This window comes from Arthrobacter sp. Z1-15 (assembly GCF_054792395.1).
Map to the genome: position 1 here is coordinate 1522612 of NZ_CP096454.1, position 23953 is coordinate 1546564.

General features: G+C 64.5%; 22 protein-coding genes. 9 read left to right on the forward strand and 13 right to left on the reverse strand.

The window, feature by feature from the left end:
* The first annotated feature begins 3 nt into the window (after positions 1-3).
* On the forward strand, positions 4-564 hold the full coding sequence (locus tag M1D40_RS06930; protein WP_461170644.1) for a dihydrofolate reductase family protein: 561 nt from the start codon (positions 4-6) through the stop codon (positions 562-564).
* On the opposite strand, the gene M1D40_RS06935 is transcribed toward M1D40_RS06930, so the two are convergent.
* Positions 561-1103, reverse strand: a complete 543-nt coding sequence (locus M1D40_RS06935; RefSeq protein WP_461170645.1) for a pentapeptide repeat-containing protein — start codon at positions 1101-1103, stop codon at positions 561-563. The two genes, M1D40_RS06930 and M1D40_RS06935, sit on opposite strands and share 4 nt — an antisense overlap.
* Before the next feature lie 616 nt (positions 1104-1719).
* On the opposite strand from M1D40_RS06935, the gene M1D40_RS06940 reads away from it, so the two are divergent.
* The 4 genes from M1D40_RS06940 (at position 1720) to M1D40_RS06955 (ending at position 8014) form a co-directional block, all read left to right on the forward strand.
* The gene (locus tag M1D40_RS06940; RefSeq protein WP_341392679.1) at positions 1720-2373 is read left to right on the forward strand and encodes a hypothetical protein; all 654 of its coding nucleotides are present in this window, start codon (positions 1720-1722) and stop codon (positions 2371-2373) included.
* 298 nt (positions 2374-2671) lie between these two features.
* The gene (uvrA, locus tag M1D40_RS06945) at positions 2672-5215 is read left to right on the forward strand and encodes an excinuclease ABC subunit UvrA (RefSeq protein WP_461170646.1); all 2544 of its coding nucleotides are present in this window, start codon (positions 2672-2674) and stop codon (positions 5213-5215) included.
* Between the two features lie 192 nt (positions 5216-5407).
* Positions 5408-5941: a DinB family protein gene (locus M1D40_RS06950; protein ID WP_461170647.1), complete on the forward strand. Its 534-nt coding sequence runs from the start codon at positions 5408-5410 to the stop codon at positions 5939-5941.
* Positions 5942-6187: 246 nt separating this feature from the next.
* Positions 6188-8014: an immune inhibitor A domain-containing protein gene (locus M1D40_RS06955; RefSeq protein ID WP_461170648.1), complete on the forward strand. Its 1827-nt coding sequence runs from the start codon at positions 6188-6190 to the stop codon at positions 8012-8014.
* Positions 8015-8657: 643 nt separating this feature from the next.
* Here the strand turns inward: M1D40_RS06955 and M1D40_RS06960 are convergent.
* The 7 genes from M1D40_RS06960 to M1D40_RS06990 form a co-directional block, all read right to left on the reverse strand.
* The gene (locus M1D40_RS06960) at positions 8658-10253 is read right to left on the reverse strand and encodes an SLC13 family permease (protein WP_461170649.1); all 1596 of its coding nucleotides are present in this window, start codon (positions 10251-10253) and stop codon (positions 8658-8660) included.
* Between the two features lie 653 nt (positions 10254-10906).
* Positions 10907-12166 carry an MFS transporter gene (locus tag M1D40_RS06965; protein WP_461170650.1) on the reverse strand — a complete coding sequence of 420 codons (1260 nt, stop codon included), beginning with the start codon at positions 12164-12166 and terminating at the stop codon, positions 10907-10909.
* 39 nt (positions 12167-12205) lie between these two features.
* On the reverse strand, positions 12206-13039 hold the full coding sequence (locus M1D40_RS06970; RefSeq protein WP_341392686.1) for an amino acid ABC transporter ATP-binding protein: 834 nt from the start codon (positions 13037-13039) through the stop codon (positions 12206-12208).
* Positions 13039-13875 carry an amino acid ABC transporter permease gene (locus M1D40_RS06975; protein WP_341392687.1) on the reverse strand — a complete coding sequence of 279 codons (837 nt, stop codon included), beginning with the start codon at positions 13873-13875 and terminating at the stop codon, positions 13039-13041. The genes M1D40_RS06970 and M1D40_RS06975 overlap by 1 nt, the downstream gene beginning before the upstream one ends.
* 72 nt (positions 13876-13947) lie before the next feature.
* Positions 13948-14775, reverse strand: coding sequence for an ABC transporter substrate-binding protein (locus tag M1D40_RS06980; RefSeq protein ID WP_461170651.1), 828 nt, complete (start codon positions 14773-14775; stop codon positions 13948-13950).
* 330 nt (positions 14776-15105) lie between these two features.
* A complete protein-coding gene (locus tag M1D40_RS06985) occupies positions 15106-15540 on the reverse strand; it encodes an SRPBCC domain-containing protein (protein ID WP_461170652.1) in 435 nt (144 codons plus the stop codon).
* A 151-nt stretch (positions 15541-15691) separates the two neighbouring features.
* Complete coding sequence (locus M1D40_RS06990) at positions 15692-16135, reverse strand: GNAT family N-acetyltransferase (protein WP_461170653.1); 444 nt, start codon at positions 16133-16135, stop codon at positions 15692-15694.
* 116 nt (positions 16136-16251) lie between these two features.
* On the opposite strand from M1D40_RS06990, the gene M1D40_RS06995 reads away from it, so the two are divergent.
* From M1D40_RS06995 to M1D40_RS07005, 3 genes are all read left to right on the forward strand, one after another.
* Positions 16252-16722 (forward strand): DUF2975 domain-containing protein, encoded by a 471-nt coding sequence (locus tag M1D40_RS06995; RefSeq protein ID WP_461170654.1) that lies wholly within the window; start codon positions 16252-16254, stop codon positions 16720-16722.
* Positions 16719-17093, forward strand: coding sequence for a hypothetical protein (locus tag M1D40_RS07000; RefSeq protein ID WP_341392693.1), 375 nt, complete (start codon positions 16719-16721; stop codon positions 17091-17093). Before M1D40_RS06995 ends, M1D40_RS07000 begins: the two co-directional genes overlap by 4 nt.
* 158 nt (positions 17094-17251) lie before the next feature.
* Positions 17252-17716: a DUF3592 domain-containing protein gene (locus tag M1D40_RS07005; protein WP_461170655.1), complete on the forward strand. Its 465-nt coding sequence runs from the start codon at positions 17252-17254 to the stop codon at positions 17714-17716.
* A gap of 56 nt (positions 17717-17772) precedes the next feature.
* Here the strand turns inward: M1D40_RS07005 and M1D40_RS07010 are convergent, their stop codons facing one another.
* Together M1D40_RS07010 and M1D40_RS07015 are read right to left on the reverse strand one after the other, a co-directional pair.
* The gene (locus tag M1D40_RS07010) at positions 17773-19080 is read right to left on the reverse strand and encodes an HRDC domain-containing protein (protein WP_461170656.1); all 1308 of its coding nucleotides are present in this window, start codon (positions 19078-19080) and stop codon (positions 17773-17775) included.
* A gap of 129 nt (positions 19081-19209) precedes the next feature.
* Positions 19210-19839: a DUF3000 domain-containing protein gene (locus M1D40_RS07015; protein ID WP_461171022.1), complete on the reverse strand. Its 630-nt coding sequence runs from the start codon at positions 19837-19839 to the stop codon at positions 19210-19212.
* A gap of 259 nt (positions 19840-20098) precedes the next feature.
* Between M1D40_RS07015 and M1D40_RS07020 the strand changes: the two genes are divergently transcribed.
* Positions 20099-20413: a hypothetical protein gene (locus tag M1D40_RS07020; protein ID WP_461170657.1), complete on the forward strand. Its 315-nt coding sequence runs from the start codon at positions 20099-20101 to the stop codon at positions 20411-20413.
* 94 nt (positions 20414-20507) lie between these two features.
* Here M1D40_RS07020 and M1D40_RS07025 read toward each other — a convergent pair whose 3' ends face one another.
* The 3 genes from M1D40_RS07025 to M1D40_RS07035 all read right to left on the reverse strand — a co-directional run bounded on the left by M1D40_RS07025 (position 20508) and on the right by M1D40_RS07035 (position 23870).
* A complete protein-coding gene (locus M1D40_RS07025) occupies positions 20508-21617 on the reverse strand; it encodes a threonine aldolase family protein (protein ID WP_461170658.1) in 1110 nt (369 codons plus the stop codon).
* Positions 21618-21704: 87 nt separating this feature from the next.
* Positions 21705-22478: an SDR family oxidoreductase gene (locus tag M1D40_RS07030; protein ID WP_461170659.1), complete on the reverse strand. Its 774-nt coding sequence runs from the start codon at positions 22476-22478 to the stop codon at positions 21705-21707.
* Positions 22479-23870: a DUF6421 family protein gene (locus M1D40_RS07035; protein WP_461170660.1), complete on the reverse strand. Its 1392-nt coding sequence runs from the start codon at positions 23868-23870 to the stop codon at positions 22479-22481.
* Between the last annotated feature and the right edge of the window lie 83 nt (positions 23871-23953).

A 23953-nucleotide genomic window follows, 5' to 3' on the forward strand; every position in this document is an offset into this window, starting at 1 on the left:
CACATGGCAAGAATCATCTATTCGGTGGCCTCGTCCCTGGACGGGTACAACTCCGATGCGCAGGGGGATTTCTCCTGGGCGTTCCCGGACGAGGCAGTCGTCGCGGCGCTGACGGCCGATGCGGAATCTGTGGGCACATATCTGCTGGGCCGGCGGATGTACGAAACGATGGCCGTTTGGGAAACGGACCCCTCCGCCGCGGAGGGGTCTCCCGCATCGGAAGAGTTTGCTCAGCTCTGGCAGCGCACCGAAAAGATCGTGTTCTCGTCCTCGCTGGCGCACGTCTGGACAACCCGCACGCGGCTGGAGCCGGCACTCACTCTGGAAGCGGTGGAGCGCGCCAGGGCGGAGACATCCGGTGACATTACGGTGGAAGGCCCCACGCTGGCGTCAGCCGCGCTGCGGCTGGGAGTGGTCGACGTCGTCGAACTCCTTCTGTGCCCCGCTGTTGTCGGAGGCGGCACCCGGGTTTTTCCGGACGGGCTGTCGCTGGATCTCCGCCTCGCCCGTGAACGGCGCTTCGACAACGGAATGGTCCAAATGACGTACGACGTCGGCCGTTAGTTCCAGTGCGCCGGCGTCGACACCTCGGGCGGCAGACGCGTTGTAACGCTGCCGCTTGCCGCATTGATCTGCGGCTGCGTCAGGTACAGGGCTCTGGACAGGTCAGCGCCGTCGAGCCGCGCGTCCCGCAGGTCTGCTCCGAGGAGGTCGGTGCCGGACAGGTCGCTGCCGCGCAGATCGGCCGCTATCAGGTAGGCGCCGCGGAGGTCCGCCCCGCATAGTTGCCGGAACTTAAGACTTTGCCCCATCAGATCCGCTCCCGGCCGGAGCGCGGGTTCCAAGTGGTCCCTGCCGGCGGCGAAGTACGGTGCCCGGACGTCTTCGCTGATGTCCATCAGAGTCAGCCTCACCTGGGAGTGGAGGTCCTGCATATCCAGCGACAGCAGGTCCGGCAGTTCCCCCTGCACCGCCTGTGCAATCAGATGCCGGAGCTGCGCAGCCCTCGCCGCAAGATCGGGATCGAAGGCACGGACCTGTGCTTCCGCCAGATACCAGAGCATCTCGTGGAGCTGGCGGACTATTCCAAAGGCGGAGAACATCCGGGTCTGAGTCTCCGGATGTTCGCGCCAGCTCTGTCCACCGAACAATCCCTGCGAAACGGTTTGGCCGGCGCCGAAACAGTCAAAAACGGTGCAGCCGCGGAAGCCCCGCGGCCGGAGGCTCTCATGGATCGTGCAGGAGAAATCAGCGGAAAGGTTGCTGCAGGCAGTGCCGGCGGGTTTATCGAGAGCAAAATCCGCTGACCGCGAGAAGCCAAAGGCCGTGCAGCAGAGGGCAAAGCAGCTGGCACAGTTTGGACGCAGTGACGCCCGTTCCGGGGCAGGCGGGAGGGATTCGGGTACGGGGGCAGGTGTCGCGGGCATGTGTGATCTTCCAGAGGAGGGGTTTCGATGACGGGCCGGGGGAAGGGAACCCGTACGGGTTCCCGGCTCGGGGCACGCGCAATCAGCGCTCCTGCTCGGAGCGAATCGGGTGCTGTCATGGCCCTGGGTCTCAGAGAAACCGGGTCACAGAGAAAAAGGAAGTATCACTGGCCACAGAGTACCTGACAAGCACGGCCGGAAGAGGCTCCGTGCACTGTTTTTTCGGTCCCGCATTGCCGTCCCTAGAATGGACAGGTTCCCCTGCCGCCAAAAAGAATTCCGTGGAGTCCGCATGTCCCGAGGAAAACACCATCCACCGCGGCCCAAGCCGGCCAACAGTGAGGGTCTGCTGATTGCCAATGACCTGAAGAAGGACCGCGGCTGGACGGACACGCAGATCAAGACCTTCCTGCCGGAACCGGACCAGACGGCGCGCAATCCGTTTTCCCGCAAGGCAGCTCCCATGAAGCTCTACGCGCTGGAACGGGTGGAAGCGATAGAAGCCACGCCTGAGTATCAGAAGGCCCGGGAGGCATCCCGGACCCGGCAGCTCGCTGCCAGGACCAGGGCCTTGGCGAAAAAGAAGGAAGCGGTTGCCGCCGCGGAGGCACTCGAGCTCCGGATCGAACCGGAACCGTGGCAGCAGATGCAGGACAAAGCTATCGCGCACTTCAACAGCAGGCTCCGCCGCAGCCAGTCACCGGCCAGCCGGAACACTTCCGCCTCCCGGCTGGACCGGCTGACGGTGAATTACCTGCGGCACAAGCAAACCTCCTATGAGGAGGAGCTGAAGGAGTTCAAGGGCGTGGTGGGGGTGGGCGAGGCGTACCTCGTGGTCCGGAACCGGATCCTGGACCTCATCGCCGAGACCTATCCCCAGCTGCGCACCGAATGCGAGCGGCAGAAGTTTGATGCCCCGGAGCTGCCCGACGGCGTCACGCTCTAGGAGGAGCCGCGGAGGTTCGGGAGGGACTCGGCATTCCCCTCCGCTTTGACACTATTGCTCCGCTGCGCACCGGAGGGATTGCCACAAACCGGAGGGACTGTCACAAACCGGAGGGATTGTCACAAACCGGAGGGATTGTCACAAACCGGAGGGATTGCCACAAACCGGAGGGAATCAGCGGTGGCGGGATTGGGACAGCCCACCCCCGGGGCCCGCAGCAAAAAATGCCGTCACGCCCTAGGCGGAAAGCATGCTTATGATTTAGGCGCTCCCGGATGATCTCGATAGGCTAAAAGGGATGAGTATCGCTGAGCTGTCCCCGGAAACCGCCCGCAACGAAAGCACCGATCCCGGAACCAACGGGATGGTCCGCGTCCGCGGAGCGCAGGAGAACAACCTGCACAACGTCGACGTCGACATTCCCCGCGACGCGATCGTCGCATTTACCGGTGTCTCCGGCTCGGGTAAGTCCTCGCTGGCCTTCGGCACCATCTACGCCGAGGCCCAGCGCCGCTACTTCGAGTCAGTGGCGCCCTACGCGCGCCGCCTTCTGTCCCAGGGACACACGCCCAAGGTGGAGCAGATTACCGGGCTGCCTCCCGCCGTCGCGCTCCAGCAGCGCCGCGGCACGCCCAGTTCCCGTTCCACGGTGGGCACGCTGACCACGCTCTCGAACTCCATGCGCATGCTGTTTTCCCGCGGCGGCACGTACCCGGCGGACGCGGCACCGGGCAGCCTGGACTCGGATGCCTTCTCGCCCAACACTGCCGCCGGTGCCTGCCGCGAATGCTCCGGCCTGGGCATTGCCCACACCGTCACCGAGGACTCCCTGGTCCCCGATCCCGGTTTGAGCATCCGTGACGGCGCCATCGCCGCCTGGCCCGGTGCCTGGCAGGGCAAGAACCTCCGCGACATCCTCATCCAACTCGGCTACGACGTCGACGTGCCCTGGAAGAAGCTGCCCAAGAAGGACCGCGACTGGATCCTGTTCACGGACGAGCAGCCCGTGGTGATGATCACCCCGCAGCGTGACCGCGTGGCCAAGCCGTACAAGGGCCGCTTCTGGAGTGCAAAGTCCTACGTCCTGCACACGCTGGCGGATTCCGGCAGCGAACAGATGCGCAAGCGCGTGCTGGAGTACATGGTCTCCGGACCCTGCCCGGTCTGCGGCGGCGCCGGCCTGCGTCCCGAAGCGCTCGCCGTCACCTTCGCCGGACGGAACATCGCCGAACTGAACGGCGCCACCCTGGGTGAGCTGGCGGAAATCATCCGGCCGACGGCGGAGCTCAAGGCGGCGGGCACCGCGTCCCGTGCCGCGGCCTCCAACGAGGACACCGAGGTTGCAGTCACGATCACCCGCGACCTGCTTTCGCGGCTGCAAGTGCTTATCGATCTGGGGCTGGGCTACCTGAGCCTGTCCCGGGCCACACCGACCCTGTCGCCGGGGGAGATGCAGCGGCTGCGGATCGCCACCCAGCTGCGTTCGGGTCTGTTCGGCGTCATCTATGTGCTGGACGAGCCGTCGGCCGGCCTGCATCCGGCCGACGCCGAACCCCTGCTGGCGGTGCTGCAGGAACTGAAGGACGCCGGAAACTCGGTGTTCGTCGTCGAGCACAACATGGATGTGGTGCGCAGCGCCGAATGGATCGTGGACGTGGGACCGCAGGCCGGCGACGGCGGCGGCACCGTGCTCTACAGCGGACCCGTCGCGGGCCTGGCCGCGGTTGCCGAAAGTGCCACCCGGCCCTTCCTGTTCGGCGAGGCGGAGGGCATCACCCCCGCACGGCGCACGCCGAAGCAGTGGTTGAGCCTGAAGGGCATCACCCGGCACAACCTGCAGGAGCTCGACGCCGAGATTCCGCTGGGCGTGCTGACCGCCGTCACCGGCGTCTCCGGCTCCGGTAAATCCACGCTCGTCAGCCAGGTGCTGGCCGAAACGGTGGGGGAGCACGTCAACGGTTCCGCAGCAGCTGCCGAGGATGCCGACGCTGAGACGGACGACGACGTCGATCCCGGCGCTTCGGTGCGCGACATCGCCGGGCTGGAGCACCTGGACCGCCTGGTCAAGGTGGACCAGCGCCCCATCGGCCGCACGCCGCGCTCAAACCTGGCCACCTACACCGGACTGTTTGACGCCGTCCGGAAGCTCTACGCCGCCACCGATGAATCGCGGGCACGCGGCTACAACGCCGGCCGCTTCTCCTTCAACATGGCCGGCGGACGCTGCGAAACCTGCCAGGGCGAAGGATTCCTCGCCGTCGAACTGCTGTTCCTGCCCGGCACCTACGGGCCCTGCCCGCAGTGCCACGGCGCCCGCTACAACGAGGAAACCCTTGAGGTCACCTACCGCGGCAAGAGCATTGCCGACGTCCTGGCCATGCGGGTTGAAACGGCCGCGGAATTCCTGGCCGATGTGCCCGCGGCCGCGCGCAGCCTGCGGACCCTGCTCGACGTCGGCCTTGGTTACCTGCGCCTGGGCCAGCCGGCCACCGAACTTTCCGGCGGCGAAGCCCAGCGCATCAAGCTGGCCACCGAGCTGCAGCGCGCCCGCCGCGGCCATACCCTTTACCTGCTGGATGAACCCACCACGGGACTGCATCCGCAGGACGTCCGCCTGCTGCTCGCCCAGCTGAACCGGCTGGTTGACGCCGGCAACACCGTGGTGGTGGTGGAACACTCCATGAACGTGGTGGCTTCCGCGGACTGGGTCATCGACATGGGACCTGCCGGAGGCGACGACGGCGGCCGGGTCATCTGCGCCGGTACAGCCGCCGACGTAGCGGCCTGCTCAGCCAGCCGGACCTCGACGTACCTGGCGGCGGCACTGAAGACACTGTCCTGAGCCTGGCCTGCCCCTCCGGCGGCTGCTAGCTGAACATCAAGAACGGTATCGCAGGCCCCGGCAGCATTTTGCGGGGCTGGCGTTACTTCTTTGCATCCTGGAACCTCAGGCCCGTAGTCTGCAGCTGAGGATTGGGCGCCGCAGTAAGCAGCACTGCCGGATCCGGCCCGGCGCTATGCCAAAGCACCCTCGATGGAGAGCAGTCACATGACCCAGGAAAACCAGCCGGTAACCGACACCAGGCCTGAACCACCCGATGCCGGAACTGAACAGGAGATCCTCACGGGGTTCCTCGACGTCCTGCGGGCCACTGCCGTGTACAAGGCGGAAGGACTGAGCGACGCCGATGCGGCCCGCCGGGTATTGCCGTCCCTGACGACAGTGTCCGGGCTGCTGCGGCACCTGGCCGACGTCGAGCGTTCCTGGTTCCGGGAACGGATTGACGGCCAGGCGGATGTGCCGACCCGGTGGAGTGACGAAGAGCCCGACGGCGAGTTCCTGGTGGGCCCGGACGACAGCCTGGCGGAGATCATCAAAGACTATGAAGACGCGTGTGCCGAATCCCGTGAAGTGCTCTCCCGCTACGGTCTTGATGACGTGATTCCCCACAGCCCCTCCGGACACAATGTGCGCTGGGTGGTTACGCACATGATCGAGGAAACCGGACGGCACTGCGGACATCTCGATATTGTCCGGGAACTCCTGGACGGAACAACCGGCGAGTAACCGGGGCATAGTTTTCGCCGTGACGTTTATGCCCGGCCCGGCCCGGCCGCGAAATAATACTGCATTCCCTCAAAGCACCGTCCTTTTACAGGGAAAACCCAAAATTTAAAAGAGCGCAAGTAATAACTTCCGGTACTTTGCCCGAAATGACAAAGATGACGCATGTCATTTCGTTGAAAATCCGGAATGCCCGTACCTTGATCCCATCTCAGTTCCGCTCGCTTTATTTCGAATTAAGGGGATCACGTGACCAGTTCCAACACGCGCAGAAAGGTGCGGCGGGCCACCGTACTCGCGGTAGGCAGCGCGCTTCTGCTCTCTCCAGTGGCTGCCACGGCCGTTCCCGCGCCAGAGCTGGCCGACCAGGTCAGCAGCACTGCAACGGGTTCCCCCGATGCCGCAGGCACCATGGCCCGGATTGATGACCGGCCGGATCCGGTGGCCGATGAACGCCGGACATTGAACCAGCAGGCCGTGGAACAGGTCATCCGCGGCGAGAAACAGCCTGCGGCCCGCGGAGGCTCGCAGTCAGTTGAGGTGGCTCCCGGCCAGTGGGCCGAATACGGGCTCCAGGACAGTGACCAAATCCTGTCCTTCCTCATTGGTTTCGGTGACCAGAGCGATCCACGGTTCCCCGATGCCGCTCCGGGGCCGCTGCAAAACCAGATCCCGGCACCGGACCGCAGCACGGACAATTCGACCTACTGGGAGCCGGAATTTGACCGCGAGCACTACCTGGACATGTTTTTCGACCCGCAGGGCGAGTCGCTGACAACGCTGTATGAAGAGCTCTCCAGCGGTCGTTATACAGTCGACGGCGATGTCAGCGACTGGGTCACCGTCCCGTACAACTCGGCCAGCTACGGTGAGACCGAGAGCCAGACGGACATGACCCGGTTCATCCAGGACGCCGCCAACGCGTGGTACGACGCCCAGCTGGGTGAGGGCAAGAGCCCGGCGGACATTGACGCTTATCTTTCCTCCTTCGATCAGTGGGACCGCTACGACTACAACAACAACGGAAATTTTGATGAGCCCGACGGCTACATGGACCACTTCCAGGCCATCCACGCCGGGGAAGGTGAAGAAGCCGGTGCGCCGTCGTCGGCTATCTGGTCGCACCGCTGGTCCGCGGGCCAGGCCGGCCGGGGCACGCAGGGTCCTGCGGCCAATCTTTACGGCGGAGTCAAGATCGGGGATTCCGACGTGTGGATCCGCGACTACACCACGGAACCCGAAAACGGCGGCCTCGGCGTCTTCGCCCACGAATACGCCAACGACCTGGGACTGCCGGACCTCTACGACACCAGCGGGGGAGAAAACGGCACCGGCTTCTGGACGCTGATGAGTTCCGGATCCTGGCTCGGCCACGGCGACGGCAGCATCGGCACCACGCCGAACCACATGGGCGCCTGGGAGAAGCTCCAGCTGGGCTGGCTGGATTATGAGGTTGCTTCCGCGGGAGAGAAGTCCACACACATGCTCGGCCCGGCCTACCATGCCACGAAGAAGCAGCAGGCCCTGGTGGTGACGCTGCCCCGCGACGCCCGGGGGAACGGCCGCTACTACCTTGCGGAGAACCGCCAGTACGCAGGATATGACACCACGCTGCAGACCGGGCCGTACAACTTCGGCTGGGCGCTCAGCGCTCCGGACACCGTTGAACACTATCCGTACCAGAACGGGCTGCTGATTACGTACTGGAATGCCGGACAAAGCAACAACAACACCCGCCAGCATCCCGGTGCCGGCCTGGCGCTTCCCGTGGATGCCCGTCCGCAGAGTCTGCTGTGGTCCGACGGAACCCCGGCACGAAACCGCATCCAGAGTTTTGATGCCACCTTCGGCAAGGAGGCCACCGACTCGATCAGCCTGCATCGCGAAACAGCGGCCGGGCTGACCACTCTGAAGGTGCCGTCCCGTCCGGGCATTGCCGTCTTCGACGACACCAACCCCAATGCCTACTATGATCCCGCCAACCCGCAGGCCAGTGTGGTGGTGGCCGGCACCGGAACCAGGATCCAGGTTGTTCAGAGCAATCCCAAGGGCATGATGACCGTAAAGGTCAACTAGTCCCGCTGGCGGGTCCGGTAGTCAACGGCAGGGACCGAGGAGCTGATCTTCGGGCCCTGCCGTTTCGCCGGGCTGCAGGAGTCCGGCCTGCGACCCATGGAACAACGCCGGAACCGGACACTCCGGGTTTTGCGAACTGAACTAGATGACTGACTGTCGACGGGCGCAAAGCCGGAAGCATCCGTCGCCTGCAACTACGACTCCTGCGGCAGGCTGGACCTCATCGGGAACGCGCCGCTGAAATCGCCGGCATGAGCGCCGAAACGAAGCCCGGGGCCTGACCGTCGTCACCGAAAACGTCCTGTACTACGACTACAAGTGACCCATGGCCCCGATAGGGACCCTCCGCACCGCTGACCGGGAACCGCTGACGGGGAACCGCTGACGGGGAACCGCCGGACCTCGCAGACGCCAACGGTGCCTACAACGGTCACAACTACAAAGACGAGCTGAACGTGGTTTTCCTGCAGAAAAAGCAGAACGGCGACCGTGATCGAGAACAACCGGGCATGGGACGCCGCGAGAGCGTGCCGGTCGTGTTCGCTAGCGTCGAATCCATCAATACTCGAATCCATCAATACTCGGAGCCCGCCACCGATTGCCGGAGCACTACTGTCATCCACTCACTCGGCCCTGCGCTGGCTCAGAACCGCCAGATGAGCGGCACGTACAGAACCGAGGCGGCGAGGAAGACAAGGGAGAGCGGCAGCCCGAGGCGCCAGTAGTCGCCGAAGCGGTATCCGCCCGGCTGCATCACCATGAGGTTGGCAGGGGTTGCGATGGGGGTGAGGAAGGCAGCGGCCCCGGCGACGCTGAGTCCCATCATGAAGGGCAGCACACTGACCTCAAGCGTTTGGGCGAAGGTCACCGCTACCGGCCCCATCACGAGCACGGTGGCCACGTTGGAGATGAACTGGCCCAGGATGAGGGCGAGAACGCAGATCACCAGCAGGGCCAGGTGCGGGGAAACATTGCCGGCCGCATTCAGGACCACTCCGGCGATCGCATCGGCCGCACCCGAGGACACGAACGCGGAGGACAGCGGGATGAGCGCCCCGATCAGGACCACAGTGTTCCACGAAATCGCACGGAACCCCTGGGGCACGGTCACCACTCCAAGGAGGACCAGGGCGGCCGCGGCGAGGAGCCCCACTACCACCGGCGGGAGGAACCCGGTTGCCAGCAGTGCGATCGTGGCGGCAAGCACAACGAGGCAGCGCCGCCATCCGCGCCCCAGCGGCACCCCCCGCTGGAGCATATGCGGCGGTTCGACGGCGATGACATCGGAGGACTGCACATAGCGGTTCAACGCGTCCCAGGGGCCGTGGACCAGCACCGAATCTCCGGCCCGCAGCATCAATGTCCCGGGCGGGACGGGGTCCTCGGGAGCGGTATCGGGCGCGGGTGCAGCGGCCCCGCCGCGGTGCAGCGCGACGATCACCAGGTCTTCCTGCCGTGTGGTCATGCCGGGGCTGACGATGCGTCCGATCAGTGTGGAGCGGGGCGCGACGAGGACCTCGACGGCGCCCATCTCTCCCGTGAACAGCCGCTCCGTGTCGAGGTCGGCCGTATAGCTCTCGCGCCAGGACCTCACCCTGGCCCGAGGGTCGGCGCCCGCCTCCGCCAGCCGCTCGGGCGCACGCTTGGGCAGGAGCCTTCGGCCAAGCAGCACAACGAGGAGCGTTGTCACAACAACGAGGGGAAGCCCCACCAGCGCGAACTCGAAGTACCCGAACGCGCGTCCGCCGGAGCTGGCGGAGAGGTCGGAAACGATGATGTTTACGGGAGTCCCTGTGAGGGTTAGCAGCGATCCCGCGCTGGCGGCGAAGGCAAGAGGGATGAGCATGTGCGAGGGGATGACCCCCGCCCGTGCCGTTGCGACGACGACGACCGGCAGGAGCGCTGCGACGGCGCCGTTAATGCTGATCACTGCGGAGAGGGCCGCAGCGATGGCCATGATCGTGATGAGCAGGCCGGTGCGGCTCAGGGACGAGCGAAGTTCCAGCTGCTGTCCGATCCAGGCCGTGATTCCCGTGGCGTCGAGGGCCTCGCTGAGAACGAACAGAGAGGCGATGAACAGGGTGATCGGATCGCTGAATCCCTGCAGGGCTTCGTTGAGGGTAAGCACCCCGGTGGCCCACAGCGCCACCGGAACGAAGAGCGCGACGACGACGAGGGGCACCCGGTTGGTCATGAATCCCGCGACAGCTAGGGCAAGGACCGCAAAGGTGGCAAGCATTGGCGGGATCATGCGCCCGGGCTTTCGGATTTATCCACTTGTCTTCCCTGTTTCGGATCCCCGATGGTTGGTGCACGTGACATTCCCCCGCTTCAATAGCCTGCCCTCGGAATCTGCGGAAAGCCATAGCGGCGCCGACGGGGCGGCACGTTTGTCCTGTCATCGGCGTATCAAGGCGAGGTCCTGGGAGGGGGAGGCGCGGCTCCCCGGGTGACCCGCTTCGGCCTGCCGCGGCCCGCCGTGCCCCCTCCGGAGCCCGCTTGCCGCGCCCCCTCCGGAGCCCGCTTGCCGGGCGGCACCGGTCAGTCGACTGCCTCCGTGCAGAGCCTGCAGAGCGTTGAGGACAGCCGCCAGGTCCACCACTTCCTGCACAAGGCGCCCGCATGGTTGCATCCGCCGTGTTGGTCAAGACCTCGTCGGCTTCGGCGGTTGCGCTGGGTTCGCTGGGCCGGACGATGTCATGGATGCTGGCATCGCTCAGCCCGGCGATCTCCACGTGCTTGCCCTGCCGGCGGTATTTCTCCGTGACGGCGTCCGGTTCTGGGACGGTGGAGGCATCCCAAGGTGTGAGGCGCGCATGTCTACGACGATCGTTTCTGGATCGTGGGCGTACTCGAACTGTGGACAGGTCGTTGGAGGATGCGAAGAACAGTTCACCGGTCACCGTATAGGTGGCTTTTTTCCCGTCCTGCTTTCCGGTCGTGCGATCGACGCTCACAAAGTGGGCTACCTAGGGCCAGCACCCCGGCAGCGGCAAAGAACGCTGCGGCAATTCCGAAGGGAAGGCGCAGGCCGAACTGTGTTGCCAGCACACCTCCGAGTGCGGCCCCAAGCGTCAGGCCGCACAGTCCTACCAACCGCCCAACGGAGTTAACCCGGCCCATCATGCGGGCCGGAATCAGCCGTTGCCGGACAGTCGTGGCCAAAATGTTCCACACAACGGCGTGTCCCATGTAAACGGCGAGGGCGGCACCCACCAGCCAAACGTTGGTGGTGCCTGCTATCACCGCGAAGGAGGCGGCTCCGGTCAGCAGCGCCGCTGCTATCGCCCAGCCGTAACCGACTGCACGGCGCAAGCGGCCGGCCACCAGGCTGCCGGCCAGCCCGCCCAGCGCCGAGACTGAAAGCAGCAGCCCGTAGCCGGCGGCGTTGAGCTGCAGCACTTCCGTCGCGTAGAGAACCAGGTACGAAAACGGAATCATGTAGCCGGCACTGGCCAGGCCGCCGATGATGATGAGCGTCCGCACGACCGTGTGCCGCAGTGCCCAGACCGCGCCCTCCCGGATCTGTGCGCCCACTCCTGCGGGTGGAGCCGGGTGAACGCTGGTACCCGCGGTTCCGACGGGCCGGTAGCCCTGCCGCAGCCGCCAATATGCGGTTCCTGCCAGAAGGAATGCTCCGGCGGTTAGCAGGGACGGAGCGAACGCGGCGAGGGCGAACAGAAAGCCGCCCAACGGAGGGCCGATGAATTCATCCACCAGCGTCTGCGTTCCCGCGATCTGTGAGTTCGCCCGGTCCAAGCCTGCCGGTGCGACGGCCTGGGGGAGGACGGCAACGGCTGCGCTGTCCGAAATCGTCTCGACGATGCCCATAAACGCATAGACGGCATACAACGCAGCCATGGGTGTTGCATCGGCGATGATCAATGCGGTGAGGGCTGCAAAGATGACAGCACGGGAAAAGTTGGCGAGATAAAGCAGCCGGCGTCTATCAAAGCGGTCCACCAGGACCCCGATCCCCAGCACCGTCAGCAGCCGCGGTGCGGTATAGAAGACCGACAGCGCCGCGACAGCCAGCGGATCGCTGGTCATGGTGGCTGCCAGCAGGGGGAGCGCTACGAAGGTGACTCCGTCAGCGAGGTTGGAGGAGGCGCTGCCGAGCCAGATCCGCCGGTACTCCGATCCGAGCTTCATCCGCGCTCCGCACACCGGCCGCAGGTACCCGGCGCCGGACTAGGACGCTTGGGTGAGTCTGTCGTCTTCAATGATCTCGTGCGCCTCTACAACCATCGGGTTGAGGACCCGGTGCAGGAAGGACTTGGTGCGCTCTTCCCGGGGACTGCCGATCACGTCCTTTGCGGAGCCCTGTTCAACAACGTAGCCTCCGTCCAGGAACACCACGCGGTCCGCCACTTCGCGAGCAAAGGCCATTTCGTGGGTGACGATGACCATGGTCATGCCCTCGGCCGCCAGCGACTTCATCACGGCCAGGACCTCTCCCACGAGTTCCGGATCCAAAGCCGACGTTGGCTCGTCAAAGAGCATCAGCTGGGGATCCATGGAGAGCGAGCGTGCGATGGCAACCCGCTGCTGCTGGCCTCCGGAGAGCTGCGCAGGGTACGCATCCTCCTTGTGGCTCATGCCAACCCGGTGCAGGTTGGCCCGGGCGACCCGGTTTGCCTCCTCTTTTGGCCGCCTCAATACCTTGGTCTGCGCCACGGTGAGGTTCTCAAGCACGGTCAGATGCGGGAACAGGTTGAAGGCCTGGAACACCATACCGATGCGCCGGCGGATGCGGTCCAGATCGGCGTCGGGGTGCGTAATTTCATCCGGACCCACGAGGATTGTGCCCGAGGTGGGAAGTTCGAGCAGATTCACGCAGCGCAGCAGCGTCGACTTTCCTGATCCGGACGGCCCGATGATGCAGACAACCTCTCCCGGCTGAACCTCCAGGGAGATGTCCTTCAGCACTTCGACGGGACCGAAGCTCTTCTGCAGGTTTCGGATGGAGATCGCATGTGACGGTGACAGACCCGCGGAAGCAGTCGGGGGCGTGGTGGGCATCATCAGCGTGCTTTCGCGTAGCGGGATTCGAGCTTACGCACGAGGCTGGACAGAGGCAGTGTGATCGCAAGGTAGCAAAGGGCGGCCACAATCAGGGGGGTGGCGTTCACCGATCGGTTGAGGAAGTCCTGGGCGAACTTGGTGAGCTCGTACTGTGCTGCGGTGACTCCGAGGACATAAACCAGGGACGAGTCCTTAACCAGCAGGATCATCTCATTGGTCAGCGGCGGAATGACTACCCTGAAGGCCTGCGGTATGACAATCGTGATCATGGTTCGGGAATGGCTCATCCCGAGGGTCCGCGCCGCTTCCAATTGGCCCTTCGGCACGGCCTGGATTCCGGCACGGAAAGTTTCCGCCATATAGGCAGCGGCGGTAATGCCGAGGCCAACCATGACCATGCCGTACTTATCCCCGGGAAAGACGAACCCGGGAAATGCGTTGGGAATTCCATAGGCCACCATGAACAGGACCACGAGCGCAGGAACGCCGCGGAAGAACTCAACGTAGGCTGATGCGAACCAGCGGTAAGCCCGAACGGAACTCAGCTTCATGATGGCCAGCAGCATCCCCACGACAAACGCAAAGACGAACGCCAACGCAGCGTAGAGAACCGTGTTCACGAGACCGACGACGATCACGCGCGGGAGCATTCTCTGCAGGATGTCGACCCGCAGAAATGCGTCGCTGAAGGAGCCCCAGTCCATAGTGACGGCAAGAACTGCCAGGACGGCGATGCCCACGCCGTATTGAACGCCGAGGGAGATGCGGGCTTTTTGGCGCCGTGTGAAGCGTGCCGGTGCCACCGCGTCTGCGGTGTGCTCGGTCTGCGTGGTCATGGTGTCCTTTTGTGGTTGCTGTTCCTGTCGCCGGCGGGTTCACGGCGGCTGCTGCCGCCGTGAACCGGGCAGTCAGCTTTGCGGCGTCTCCCCAATCCATTCCGTGTAGATCTCGTCATAGGCGCCGTCGGCCTTTGCCTCGGCGAGGACTTCATCGACAACTGTCTTCAGTGCCGTGTTATCCAGCTTCATTCCCAGCCCGTACTGCTCGCCGGTATCAAACTGTGCTGCGATTTTCGCTTTTCCGTCATTGGTTTTCAGTGCTTCGGTCCAAACGGGCAGGTCATTGATGGCTGCGTCCACCTGACCGGTCATCAGCGCCTGTGTCTGCGAGGCGAGGTCCTGGAATTCGACGATTTCGCATCCGCAGTCCTCGGCGTTTGCATTGGCGTAGTCCAGGCCAGTGGTGGCCGACTGGGCGCCGAGCTTCTTGCCCTGCAACCCGGCGAGGTCCTTTACCGCTGAATCATTGGGGACGAGGAGGGCCTGTGTGGCGTCGAAGTATGGTTCGGAGAAGAGAATTGCCTCTTTCCGGTCTTCGGTGATCGTCATTCCTGCAGCGGCAATGTCACACTTTCCCGTGGCCATGTCTTCACCCGATTTGATCCCTTCAAACGGGGTGTCAATGATGGTCTGCTCGGCACCGAGACGCTCTGCAACGAGGTCAACCAGATCAATATCGAATCCCACCGTTTCGCCGGAATCATCGTTGAACTGGAAGGGCGCATACGGAAGATGCGTGCAGACCGTGAGCTTACCGGCCGAAACCAGTGTCACGCCGTCCTCCGAGCCGGCAGACGGATCTCCCGCCCCGGCGGAGGAGTCGCTTCCGCAGGCAGCCAGCGCCAACGCACAGACAGCGACAACAGCGGCAATTTTTGGCCTATTTTTCAGTTGCATGGATCTCCTATAGATGGCGGGGCCGAAAACGCCTGTCCTCGGCCTGATTGGCTGAGCGACGGTGGTAAGCCTGGATACTCAACAATGGAATAGCGTTTTCGGCCTGAAATCCCGGGCGGCGGTGTTTCCGGGCCGCCGGTATTTCACCCTGAATGTGGGGGCAGTCACACCTTGAGTGAATTCAGTATGAACACATTTGGTGGTGACCGCAACTGAGCCTCAAGGGGTGGAATACGGCGCCGAGTGTCGCCGTGGTAATGCTTCCGTTCGCAGAAAACGAGGAGGCGTCATAATGCTGGATCATTTGCGGCCCGTTTTCCGGATGCCGGATCACCCGCAGTCGTTGTCCTCCAGCCAGGTTTTCAACCGGGCGTAAATCTCCGGAGTGTCCTGTTCCGCGGCATCAGCGCTCACTCCGGCCAGACCGGAGAGCCGCACGCTGAACACCGACTCATGGTCGCCGGTGGGGGTGATGAGATATTCCATCTCTCCCGCCGGCTCACCGGCCACCCGTTCGTCCCAGCGTGCATCGAACGTCATGACGAGCCGGTAGGGGGCGTCGGCGTCCAGAACCGTTCCCACGATCAGGTCCTCTCCGTCCCCGCCCATGGAGTAGTCGGTACCGGGTTCCATGGGTCCGCGCAGGACCGAGTTCCACATCCAGCTGCGCGGCACGTTGGTGGCGGACAGCGCGCGCCACACTGCCTCGGGCGGGCAGGTCAGGGCGGTTGAATAGATGATTTCCGTGGAGGCAGCGTTGGGCATGGCGGTTACCTTTCCGTACAGCGCGTTTTTGATGTGCGCGGGCCGGAGGGGATGAAACAGTTGCGAGACCCGGACCGGTGGCCGAGAGTAGTCCAGCGTTCCGCAGCGCACCAGCGCATGTTGCCGGATCGTTACCGCCGCCGGGGTCCGCTCACACGTCGAACCGGACAAAGGCACGCAGCGGGAGGCCGCCGTCGTCGTCCTCGGGCAGGTCCCCGCCTGCCTGCCGGTAGCCGAGGGACTCATAAAAGGCTTTCTGTCCCGGTTCGGTATCCGTCAGCAGTACTTTCTGGCGCACGTGGGCAAACGGTGCCAGCACCAGCTCAACCAGGCGCCGGCCCAGCCCGGTGCGCTGGTGGCGCGGATCAACCAGGACGTCCTGCAGGTAACAGACGGTGTGTCCGTCGGAGACGACCCGAGCCAGTCCCACCAGATCCTGCCCCTCCCAGGCAACTGCCACTTGTGCGGATCCTGCCAGCCCGGAAGCGAGGGTTTGCGGTGCGTCCGTGTAGGCGCTCCAGCCCACCGCGTCATAGAGCCGGACGACGGCGGCAAAGGGCAGATCGACTCCGGCTGCGTATTCGAGGGTGGGCATGGCGACAGCCTACCGGCGGTGCAGCGAATCGGGAGACCTCTTGTGCCGCCGGAGTCGACGTGGCAATTTCGACTTTCGATAGATAATTGTCGATGATCAATCAACCGGGGATACGCATGACCAAAGCAGCCGCAGCTGAGCTCAAGCTGATCCTTGCCATCCTGTTCGCCGGGGCTGTGGTTGCCCAGACTCTCATCCTGCCGTGGACGGGCGCGGACGTCGTCGCGCACTTTCCGGAAGTCCGGAACCTGTATCGGCCCATCCTGGTGCTGTCCGTCCTTGCGGTGGCCTGTGTCGAGGCGGCGCTGGTGTGTCTGTGGAGAATACTGACGCTGGCCGGCCAGGACCGCCTTCGGCAGCGGGCCTCGCATCGCTGGTTCACAACCCTCGTGCTGTCGCTGCTGGCCGCTGCCGGCCTGATGGCCGCCATTCTGGCCGTGATTACGGAGTCGGACCAGGGAACCGGCGGCCCGATCCCGCCGCTGGCGCTGCTGCTAGGCATCGGCGGATGTACCGGTGCTGCGCTGATTGCCATGGTGAAGTACCGCCAGCTGGGCCGGGCGGCCGAGCATCGCCGGTTCCCGTGACGAGGCCGCGTGAGGGCAGGCGATGGGGCGACGAGCTATGGCTGGGATTCGCGGTCGGGTTTTTGTGCCTGACCCCGGTCTCGACGTTCTTCGCGTTCGCTTCCGGTTTTGATTTTGATCCGAATGACTATCGCGGTTCGTACTATCTGGAACAGATTCCCCGGCGCCAGGCGATGATGGCCATCACGCTGCTTGTTCCTGCCGTAGCAGCCGTGACGGCAGTGGCCGCCGCTTTGGTGCAGCCCCGGTCATGGCCCAGGACCGTGACGGCGGCAGCGATTCTGGTGCTGGCCGCCGTGGATATTTGGTTCTGCTGGGTGCTGGGAAGCGAGGCCGTGGACAGCGCGCGACGGTATTCAGAGATGTTCTAGCCTGGAACTTCATTCGCGGTATTCTCCAGAAGTGCGGCAGGCCATGCTGTGTTCGGCCGGTGATAGGATTTCGAAAAGTAAAAAAAGCAGACAATGAAGGGATCAGAATGGCTAGGCGTTCTCAAAGGGACCGTCTAGCAAGGGGTAAACACACCCGAATGGCCAAGGCGACAGCGTTTCTGATTGCCGGGCTGGTGATTTTTTTCGGGGGAAACACCTTGGGTGTGGGGATGGTCCTACAGGCTCACGATGACCGCAGAATCCTGGAGGAAGGTGTCCGAACCACCGGTGTCATCATCAGCGTCAAGTTTTCCACCGGTGGCAGGCAAAAAGAATACAAGGAACTGACATTTTCCTTTCTCGCCGAGGATAGACGTGCTTACGCCAAAGGCGCCCGTGAGCGCTATTACGAGCATATCGATGGATCAAAATCGAAAGTTGCAGACGAAATGCACGGGGAAAAAAGGGTAGTTTTCTATGATCGCTCGGATCCGAGCAATTCAGTCATAGAGGGAGCACCTCAATCATTCACCGCGGGTTATCTGGTGATCACGCTCTCGGTCGGCTTCGGCGCTTCATTCATCTGGACAGGCGGGTGCGGACTGCGGAGAAAACAAGCGTGACAGGGCGGGACTGCCCAGCCACTGCTCCGAAAACGGACCGGGCAGCGAAGCTGCCGCTAGCGTGAAGCGGTGGCGTCCTTTTCCTTTTCCTTTTCCTTTTCCACCAGGGGATCGGGATCCAGGAACGCTACGGTAATGACCGCGGCTGTCTGCTCGATCTGCCATTCCCGGGCGCCAAGGTCCCGCAGGGCGGTGGCGATGCTGTCCAGATCGATGGTTGCCGGCGGCCGCCACGCGACCCGGCGCAGGGTGTCCGGTGTCAGCAGGTTCTCGATCGGCAGGTTCAGCTTCTCGGCCACGGCTGCCAGCCGCGGCTTGGCCGTCTGCAGCCGGGCTGCAGCTGCCGGATCATTCTTGGGCCATACCCGCGGGGGCGGCGGGGCATGCGTGGGGATGTGCAGGGGCGGCAGGTCCTTGGTGGAGCGGGCCGCGGAAATGCAGCGCATCCAGCGCGGAGCTTCTTTTTGAGCGGCGCGGCCGTGGAAACCGGGGGTGGAAAGCAGCTGGGGAACCGTGGCGGGCATGGCCCGGGCGGCGGCAACGATTGCCGAGTCCGGAATCAGCCGCCCCGGAGCCGTGTCGCGGTTCTCCGCGAGGTGCTCCCGTTCGGTCCAGAGTTCACGGACGACGGCGAGCTGCCGGCGGTCACGCAGCTGGTGCATTCCGTTGGTGCGCCGCCAGGGGTCGACCCGGGGCGGCGACGGCGGTGCCGTGCGGATTGCTTCGAACTCCTGCTCCGCAAAGGAAAGCTTCCCGGCGTCGTCGAGCACCTTGATCAGTTCGATCCGGAGTTCCGCCAGGACCTCAACGTCCAGTGCCGCGTACCGGAGCCAGGGTTCGGGCAGCGGGCGCGTGGACCAGTCCGCGGCGGAATGTTCCTTGGCCAGGGTGAAGCCGAGCAGGTTTTCGATGACGGCGGCCAGGCCCACGCGGGGGAGCCCGGCGAGGCGTGCGGCCAGTTCCGTGTCGAAGAGCCTGTCCGGCCACATGCCCAGTTCGGACAGGCAGGGAAGGTCCTGTGTTGCCGCGTGCAGGATCCATTCCACGCCCGAGAGGGCTTCGTTGATGATGTCCAGATTGTCGAACGGCTCCGGGTCGATCAGCCAGGTGCCGGAGCCTTCGCGCCGGATCTGTACCAGGAAGGCGCGCTGCCCGTAGCGGAAGCCCGAGGCGCGTTCAGCATCTACTCCCGCAGGACCGGTTCCTGCCGCGAGGGCCTTGGCCGCGCGCTCCAGCCCTCTGGGGGTGTCAATGATCAGGGGCACGCCGTCTTTTGGTGCCTCCAGCAACGGGAGCTGCGGGGGTTCACTGTTCGGGTCAGCGGATGTGGTCTGCGTGGAGGAGCCGGGTATTTGCGCGGTCATAAGAACTTCAGTCTATCGAGTCTGCCGGTGGCATAGTGACACGGCGGACGTCTCCGGCCCGGGTGCGGGATGTGACGGGGCTTCTTCCGGCGGATGGGCTTGCATGTCGGGATTACTTGCATGTCGGGATTAGCTGCGGCGCACCCTGGGCAGGGGAGTGACGCCTTCCGGCAGCGGCGGCAGCCCGGCAAATGTGCAGACCATATCCGACCAGGCCTCAAGATGCGCCTGGACGTCAGCGGAATCCGGCGTCCAGGAGGCCCGCAGTTCAATGTCGATGGCATCGCCGCGGCCCGCCAGGGTGCCGTAGCTTTCCGAGAGGATCCGGGTGGCCGTTCCGCCAGCCGATGTGTAACCGGCCTTGTGCTCCTGCAGCGCTTCCACCAGCCACGTCCAGGCCACGGACCCCACCAGCTCATCGTTGCCCATGTCCGGTTCCAGCTCCGCGCGGATATAGGTGACGATCCGGAAGGTACCGTTCCATACGGCTGATCCTTCCGGGTCATGCAGCAGGATAAAGCGGCCTGTCGCGAGCTCGGTCTGTTCCGGAATCACGATTCCGGAAGGCCCGTGCCCAAGCCCTTCGTCCCGGGCCAGCGGACCTGACGCAAGGACTTCTGCGCCGAGTGACACCGCGAAGGGTGCCAGCCGGGCGGGAGCCGGAATTTCGTTCAGGTGCAGCTCTGGCCGGCACTGCGCCTTGCGCAGGGAACCAAGGGCCTTCAGGAAATCCGGGGGTACTTGTGATAAGTCACCAATTGCACTCACCTTCGCAGACTACGGGGGCCGGCTCCGGACGGAGGATGAGGCTCGCCGACGTATCCCATTCGTTACCTGTCAGCCTAGGGGGGCTCGCTTCCGCCGGGAAGGTAGCCGGAGAGGAAGGAGAGCTGCCTCATCGTGTTCGCAGCCCTTCTTCGCAGGCGACCAACCAAGCACCTATTGACATTCGATAGGTGGGCGATCGACAATCGATCACTTTTACAGTTCATTCCCAGACAGGTTGGAGGAGAGCGCGGTGAGATCTCTGAGTCGCCTTCCCCGAACAGCGCTCCTTGCGGTTGCTCTGGCTGCGGTTCTGACCGGCTGCAGCCCGGGTGACCTCACCTTCAGCAACGAAAGCCCCTCCGAGGTCACAGTCTCGATCGGGGACGAGGACTATGCGATCGAAGGCTGGGGCGGGGTCAGTATCCTCGGAGCCGGCTGCAGCCAGGGGGATATCACCGTGGGGTTTGCATCAGGGAAAACCCTTGTGGTTGACGGGCCGGTGTGCCCGGATGAGCGTGTTGTCATTGGCGAAGGCACGGTTGACCTGCAGCCGACCGGGAACTAGCGGAGCCGGACGCGCGGCGGGGGCCCGGCGCTGAGAACAGAGCCGGGTCCCCCTTGGGTGCGCAGTGCTCCGCAGGGGGACCCGGACTGACAGGTCAGCTGATCGGCAGTGCTTCCGGATCCTGCGGGCCCGCGGGAGTACCGGGATCCGCGGCAACTTCACGGGCGATCGCTTCGGCAAAGGCATCAACGTCGGCCTCTGACGTGTCGAACGTGCACATCCAGCGCACCTCGCCGGTGGCCTGGTCCCAGTCGTAGAACCGGAACGAGGAGCGCAGCCGGTCAGCCACACCGGCCGGCAGCTTCGCGAAGACGGCATTGGATTCGGTGGCCTGGGTGAGCTCGACGCCGTCGATCTTCTCCACAGCGGCACGCAGCCGCTGTGCCATGGCATTGGCATGTGAGGCCGAGCGCAGCCACAGGTCGCCCTCGTACAGGGTGATGAACTGGGCGGAGACAAACCGCATCTTCGAGGCCAGCTGCATGTTCATCTTGCGCAGGTAATCCAGGCCGGGGGAGGCCTCCGGGTTCAGCGAGACGATGCATTCGCCGTACATCATGCCGTTCTTGGTGCCGCCCAGGGAGAGGATGTCCACGCCGGCCCCGGACGTCATCGCACCCAGCGTCACGCCCAGCGCTGCGGCGGCATTGCCCAGCCGGGCGCCGTCCATATGCAGCGTCATGCCGTGCTTGTGGCAGTGCTCGGCGATCGCGGTGATTTCCTCCACCGTGTAGAGGGTGCCCAGCTCGGTGGACTGCGTGATGGACACGGCCAGCGGCTGCGCGCGGTGCTCGTCGCCCCAGCCCCAGGCCTCCTGGTCGATCAGCGCGGGGGTGAGCTTGCCGTCCGGGGCGGGGATCTGCAGCAGCTTCATGCCGCCGATCCGCTCCGGCGCGCCGTTTTCGTCCACATTGATGTGGGCGGTGGAGGCGCAGATGACGGCGCCCCAGCGCGGCAGCAGCGACTGCAGCGCCGTCACGTTGGCGCCGGTGCCGTTGAACACCGGGAACGCGCGCATCTGCGGACCGAAGTGGGAGGTCAGGACCTCGCGCAGCTTCGCGGTGTAGACGTCCTCGCCGTAGGCCACCTGGTGGCCCTGGTTCGCGGCGGTCAGCGCATCGAGAATCTCCGGATGCACACCGGAATAGTTGTCCGAGGCAAAGGCACGGATGGAAATGTCATGCAGGGGGGAAATGTTGGTCACAGTGTCCAGTATCTCTTACGGATTGATCGGATATCACCGGCGGCGCCGGGCGGGCAGCGGCAACGCAGCCGCCTGCAGGTGCAGGAGTCAGGCGCCCGGCACGAGCGAAATGCGTTTGCCGTTCAGCTGCTCGGCCTCCTCGCTGAAGAGCCCGACGACGGCGCCTGCCAGGTCCTGCACATCGGTGTAGGTGCCGAAATTGCGCTCCGGTTCGGCCTGCCGCATGGAATCGTCCACCAGTGCTTTGACCACCAGGACGACGGCGGCAGAGCGCTGCGCTTCCGGATTGTCTTTCGCGCCGGACTGCGCCCGGCGGAAGCCCTGGGCGATCGCCTGCACCCAGGCCTCGGCTGCGGCTTTGGCTGCGGCGTATCCGGCGCCGCCGGCGGTGGGGGAGTCCACAGCGGTGGAGGAGACTATGGCGAGCCGGCCGTCGTCGGACGCTGCGAGCTGGTCGTAGAAGCTGCGGCTGACGTTGCGGAGCGTGCGCAGGATGTTGGTTTCCAGGAAGTCCCAGTCGTCGTCGGTCTGGCCGGTGATTCCGCCGCCGCCGCGCCAGCCGCCCACCAGATGGATGAGCCCGTCGATTCCGCTGTAGGTCTCCTGCAAATCCCGGGACAGCGCATCCACGTCACCGGGGTTGGACAGGTCGCAGGTGCGCAGGTCTGCGTCGAGCAGGTCTGCGAGGGTGTTTTCCAGTCGGGCCGCATCGCGGCCCACCGCCACCACCTTCGCTCCGGCGGCTTCCAGCGCCCGGCACACTGCGGTGCCGGAGGGGGAGGCGGCGCCGGCCACGAGGACGGTCCGCCCGCGGACGGACAGCGGCGTTGCGGATGATCGTGCGGCCGGCTCAGTGTTCATTTACTTCGAACTCCCTGTGATTCCCGAAGTGGACTCGATGACCGGGCCCATTTTTTTGGACAGCGCTTCGTAGAACATGGACAGCGGAAATTCGTCGTCCAGCACCTGGTCCGTCAGCCCGCGCGGCGGACCGTCCAGCGGCAGGGCCTCCGGACCCTTGGCCCAGACCGACGCCGGGTTGGGCGTCAGTGTCGCCGAGACCAGATCATAGGCCGCGAACCAGTGGGCGGTCTTCGGCCGGTCAATGGAGCGCCAGTACAGGTCCTCGATGTTCGCGCCCAGGCGGATGACGACGTCGGCCGCGTCGTCCCAGTCGATGCTCAGCTTGCCGTCGGTCCAGTGCAGGACATGGTTCTGGTGCATCCAGGCGAACAGCAGCTGGCCGCCGAGGCCGTCATAGTTGCGCACCCGGCTGCCCGTAATGGCGAACCGGAAGATCCGGTCAAAGATCACTGCGTACTGGACCAGCGTGGCATGTTTGCGGGCTTCGGGGGAAGCGTCCTCGTCCTTTTCAATCTTCACGGCTTCGCGGAAGGCGGTGAGGTCGCAGCGCAGTTCCTCGAGGGAGTACAGGAAGTACGGCATGCGCTGCTTGATCATGAACGGATCGAAGGGCAGGTCTCCGCGCATGTGTGTGCGGTCGTGGATGAGGTCCCACATGACAAAGGTTTCCTCGGTGAGGTGCTGGTCGTCGAGCAGAGCTGCCGCGTCCTCGGGCAGTTGCAGCGAGGTGATCTCGGCGGCGGCCCGCAGCACCCGGCGGAAGCGTGCGGCTTCGCGGTCGGCAAAGATGGCGCCCCAGGTGAAGGTGGGGGTTTCGCGGACGGCCACGGACTCGGGGAACAGCACCGCGGAGTTGGTGTCGTAGCCCGGGGTGAAGTCCAGGAAGCGGATGGGGACGAAGAGCTTGTTGGAGTACTCGCCGGCTTCGAGTTCACCAATGAAGTCCGGCCAGACAACCTCGATCAAGACTGCTTCCACGTAGCGGTTGGTGGAGCCGTTCTGCGTGTACATGGGGAAGAGCACCAGATGCTGCAGTCCGTCGGTGCGGTCCAGCTGCGGGGAGAATGCGAGCAGGGAATCCAGGAAATCCGGTTCGCCCAGGCCGTCGGCGACCCAGCGCTGCAGGTCCTGAACCACCAGGCGGAGGTATTCGGCGTCGTGCTCAAAGGCCGGTGCCAGGGCGGTGACGGCGGCAGCGATAGTGTCGATCAGCTCTTCGGCGGCGCTCTTGTTTTCCGCGTCGACCGAACCGTTCTTGTTCTGCAGCGGCTGCAGATCGGTGGCGGCCTGCTTCAGGGCCCGCCAGGCTTCGGAATCCACCGGATTGCCGTCCGCAGTCACGTCGTCGAAGCGGGTGCGGGGGAGCGAGGGGAACGCGTGAAGAGACATGGCGGCGACCTTCCGGAAGATGCCGCCCCGAAAGCAGGGAAGCGGCAGGTGGTGTGTTGGGTCGAGCATACTCACGAAAAACT

Excerpts from the sequence above, each read along its gene's own strand:
- M1D40_RS06975 (WP_341392687.1), bottom strand. The coding sequence starts at position 13,875 with ATGACCACGCAGACCGAGCACACCGCAGACGCGGTGGCACCGGCACGC.
- M1D40_RS06950 (WP_461170647.1), top strand. The coding sequence starts at position 5,408 with ATGGAGAGCAGTCACATGACCCAGGAAAACCAGCCGGTAACCGACACC.
- M1D40_RS06935 (WP_461170645.1), bottom strand. The coding sequence starts at position 1,103 with ATGTTCTCCGCCTTTGGAATAGTCCGCCAGCTCCACGAGATGCTCTGG.
- M1D40_RS06930 (WP_461170644.1), top strand. The coding sequence starts at position 4 with ATGGCAAGAATCATCTATTCGGTGGCCTCGTCCCTGGACGGGTACAAC.
- M1D40_RS07005 (WP_461170655.1), top strand. The coding sequence starts at position 17,252 with ATGGCCAAGGCGACAGCGTTTCTGATTGCCGGGCTGGTGATTTTTTTC.
- M1D40_RS06960 (WP_461170649.1), bottom strand. The coding sequence starts at position 10,253 with ATGCTTGCCACCTTTGCGGTCCTTGCCCTAGCTGTCGCGGGATTCATG.
- uvrA (WP_461170646.1), top strand. The coding sequence starts at position 2,672 with ATGAGTATCGCTGAGCTGTCCCCGGAAACCGCCCGCAACGAAAGCACC.
- M1D40_RS06985 (WP_461170652.1), bottom strand. The coding sequence starts at position 15,540 with ATGCCCAACGCTGCCTCCACGGAAATCATCTATTCAACCGCCCTGACC.
- M1D40_RS06995 (WP_461170654.1), top strand. The coding sequence starts at position 16,252 with ATGACCAAAGCAGCCGCAGCTGAGCTCAAGCTGATCCTTGCCATCCTG.
- M1D40_RS07035 (WP_461170660.1), bottom strand. The coding sequence starts at position 23,870 with ATGTCTCTTCACGCGTTCCCCTCGCTCCCCCGCACCCGCTTCGACGAC.
- M1D40_RS06965 (WP_461170650.1), bottom strand. The coding sequence starts at position 12,166 with ATGAAGCTCGGATCGGAGTACCGGCGGATCTGGCTCGGCAGCGCCTCC.
- M1D40_RS06940 (WP_341392679.1), top strand. The coding sequence starts at position 1,720 with ATGTCCCGAGGAAAACACCATCCACCGCGGCCCAAGCCGGCCAACAGT.
- M1D40_RS07030 (WP_461170659.1), bottom strand. The coding sequence starts at position 22,478 with ATGAACACTGAGCCGGCCGCACGATCATCCGCAACGCCGCTGTCCGTC.
- M1D40_RS06990 (WP_461170653.1), bottom strand. The coding sequence starts at position 16,135 with ATGCCCACCCTCGAATACGCAGCCGGAGTCGATCTGCCCTTTGCCGCC.
- M1D40_RS07010 (WP_461170656.1), bottom strand. The coding sequence starts at position 19,080 with ATGACCGCGCAAATACCCGGCTCCTCCACGCAGACCACATCCGCTGAC.
- M1D40_RS06970 (WP_341392686.1), bottom strand. The coding sequence starts at position 13,039 with ATGATGCCCACCACGCCCCCGACTGCTTCCGCGGGTCTGTCACCGTCA.
- M1D40_RS06980 (WP_461170651.1), bottom strand. The coding sequence starts at position 14,775 with ATGCAACTGAAAAATAGGCCAAAAATTGCCGCTGTTGTCGCTGTCTGT.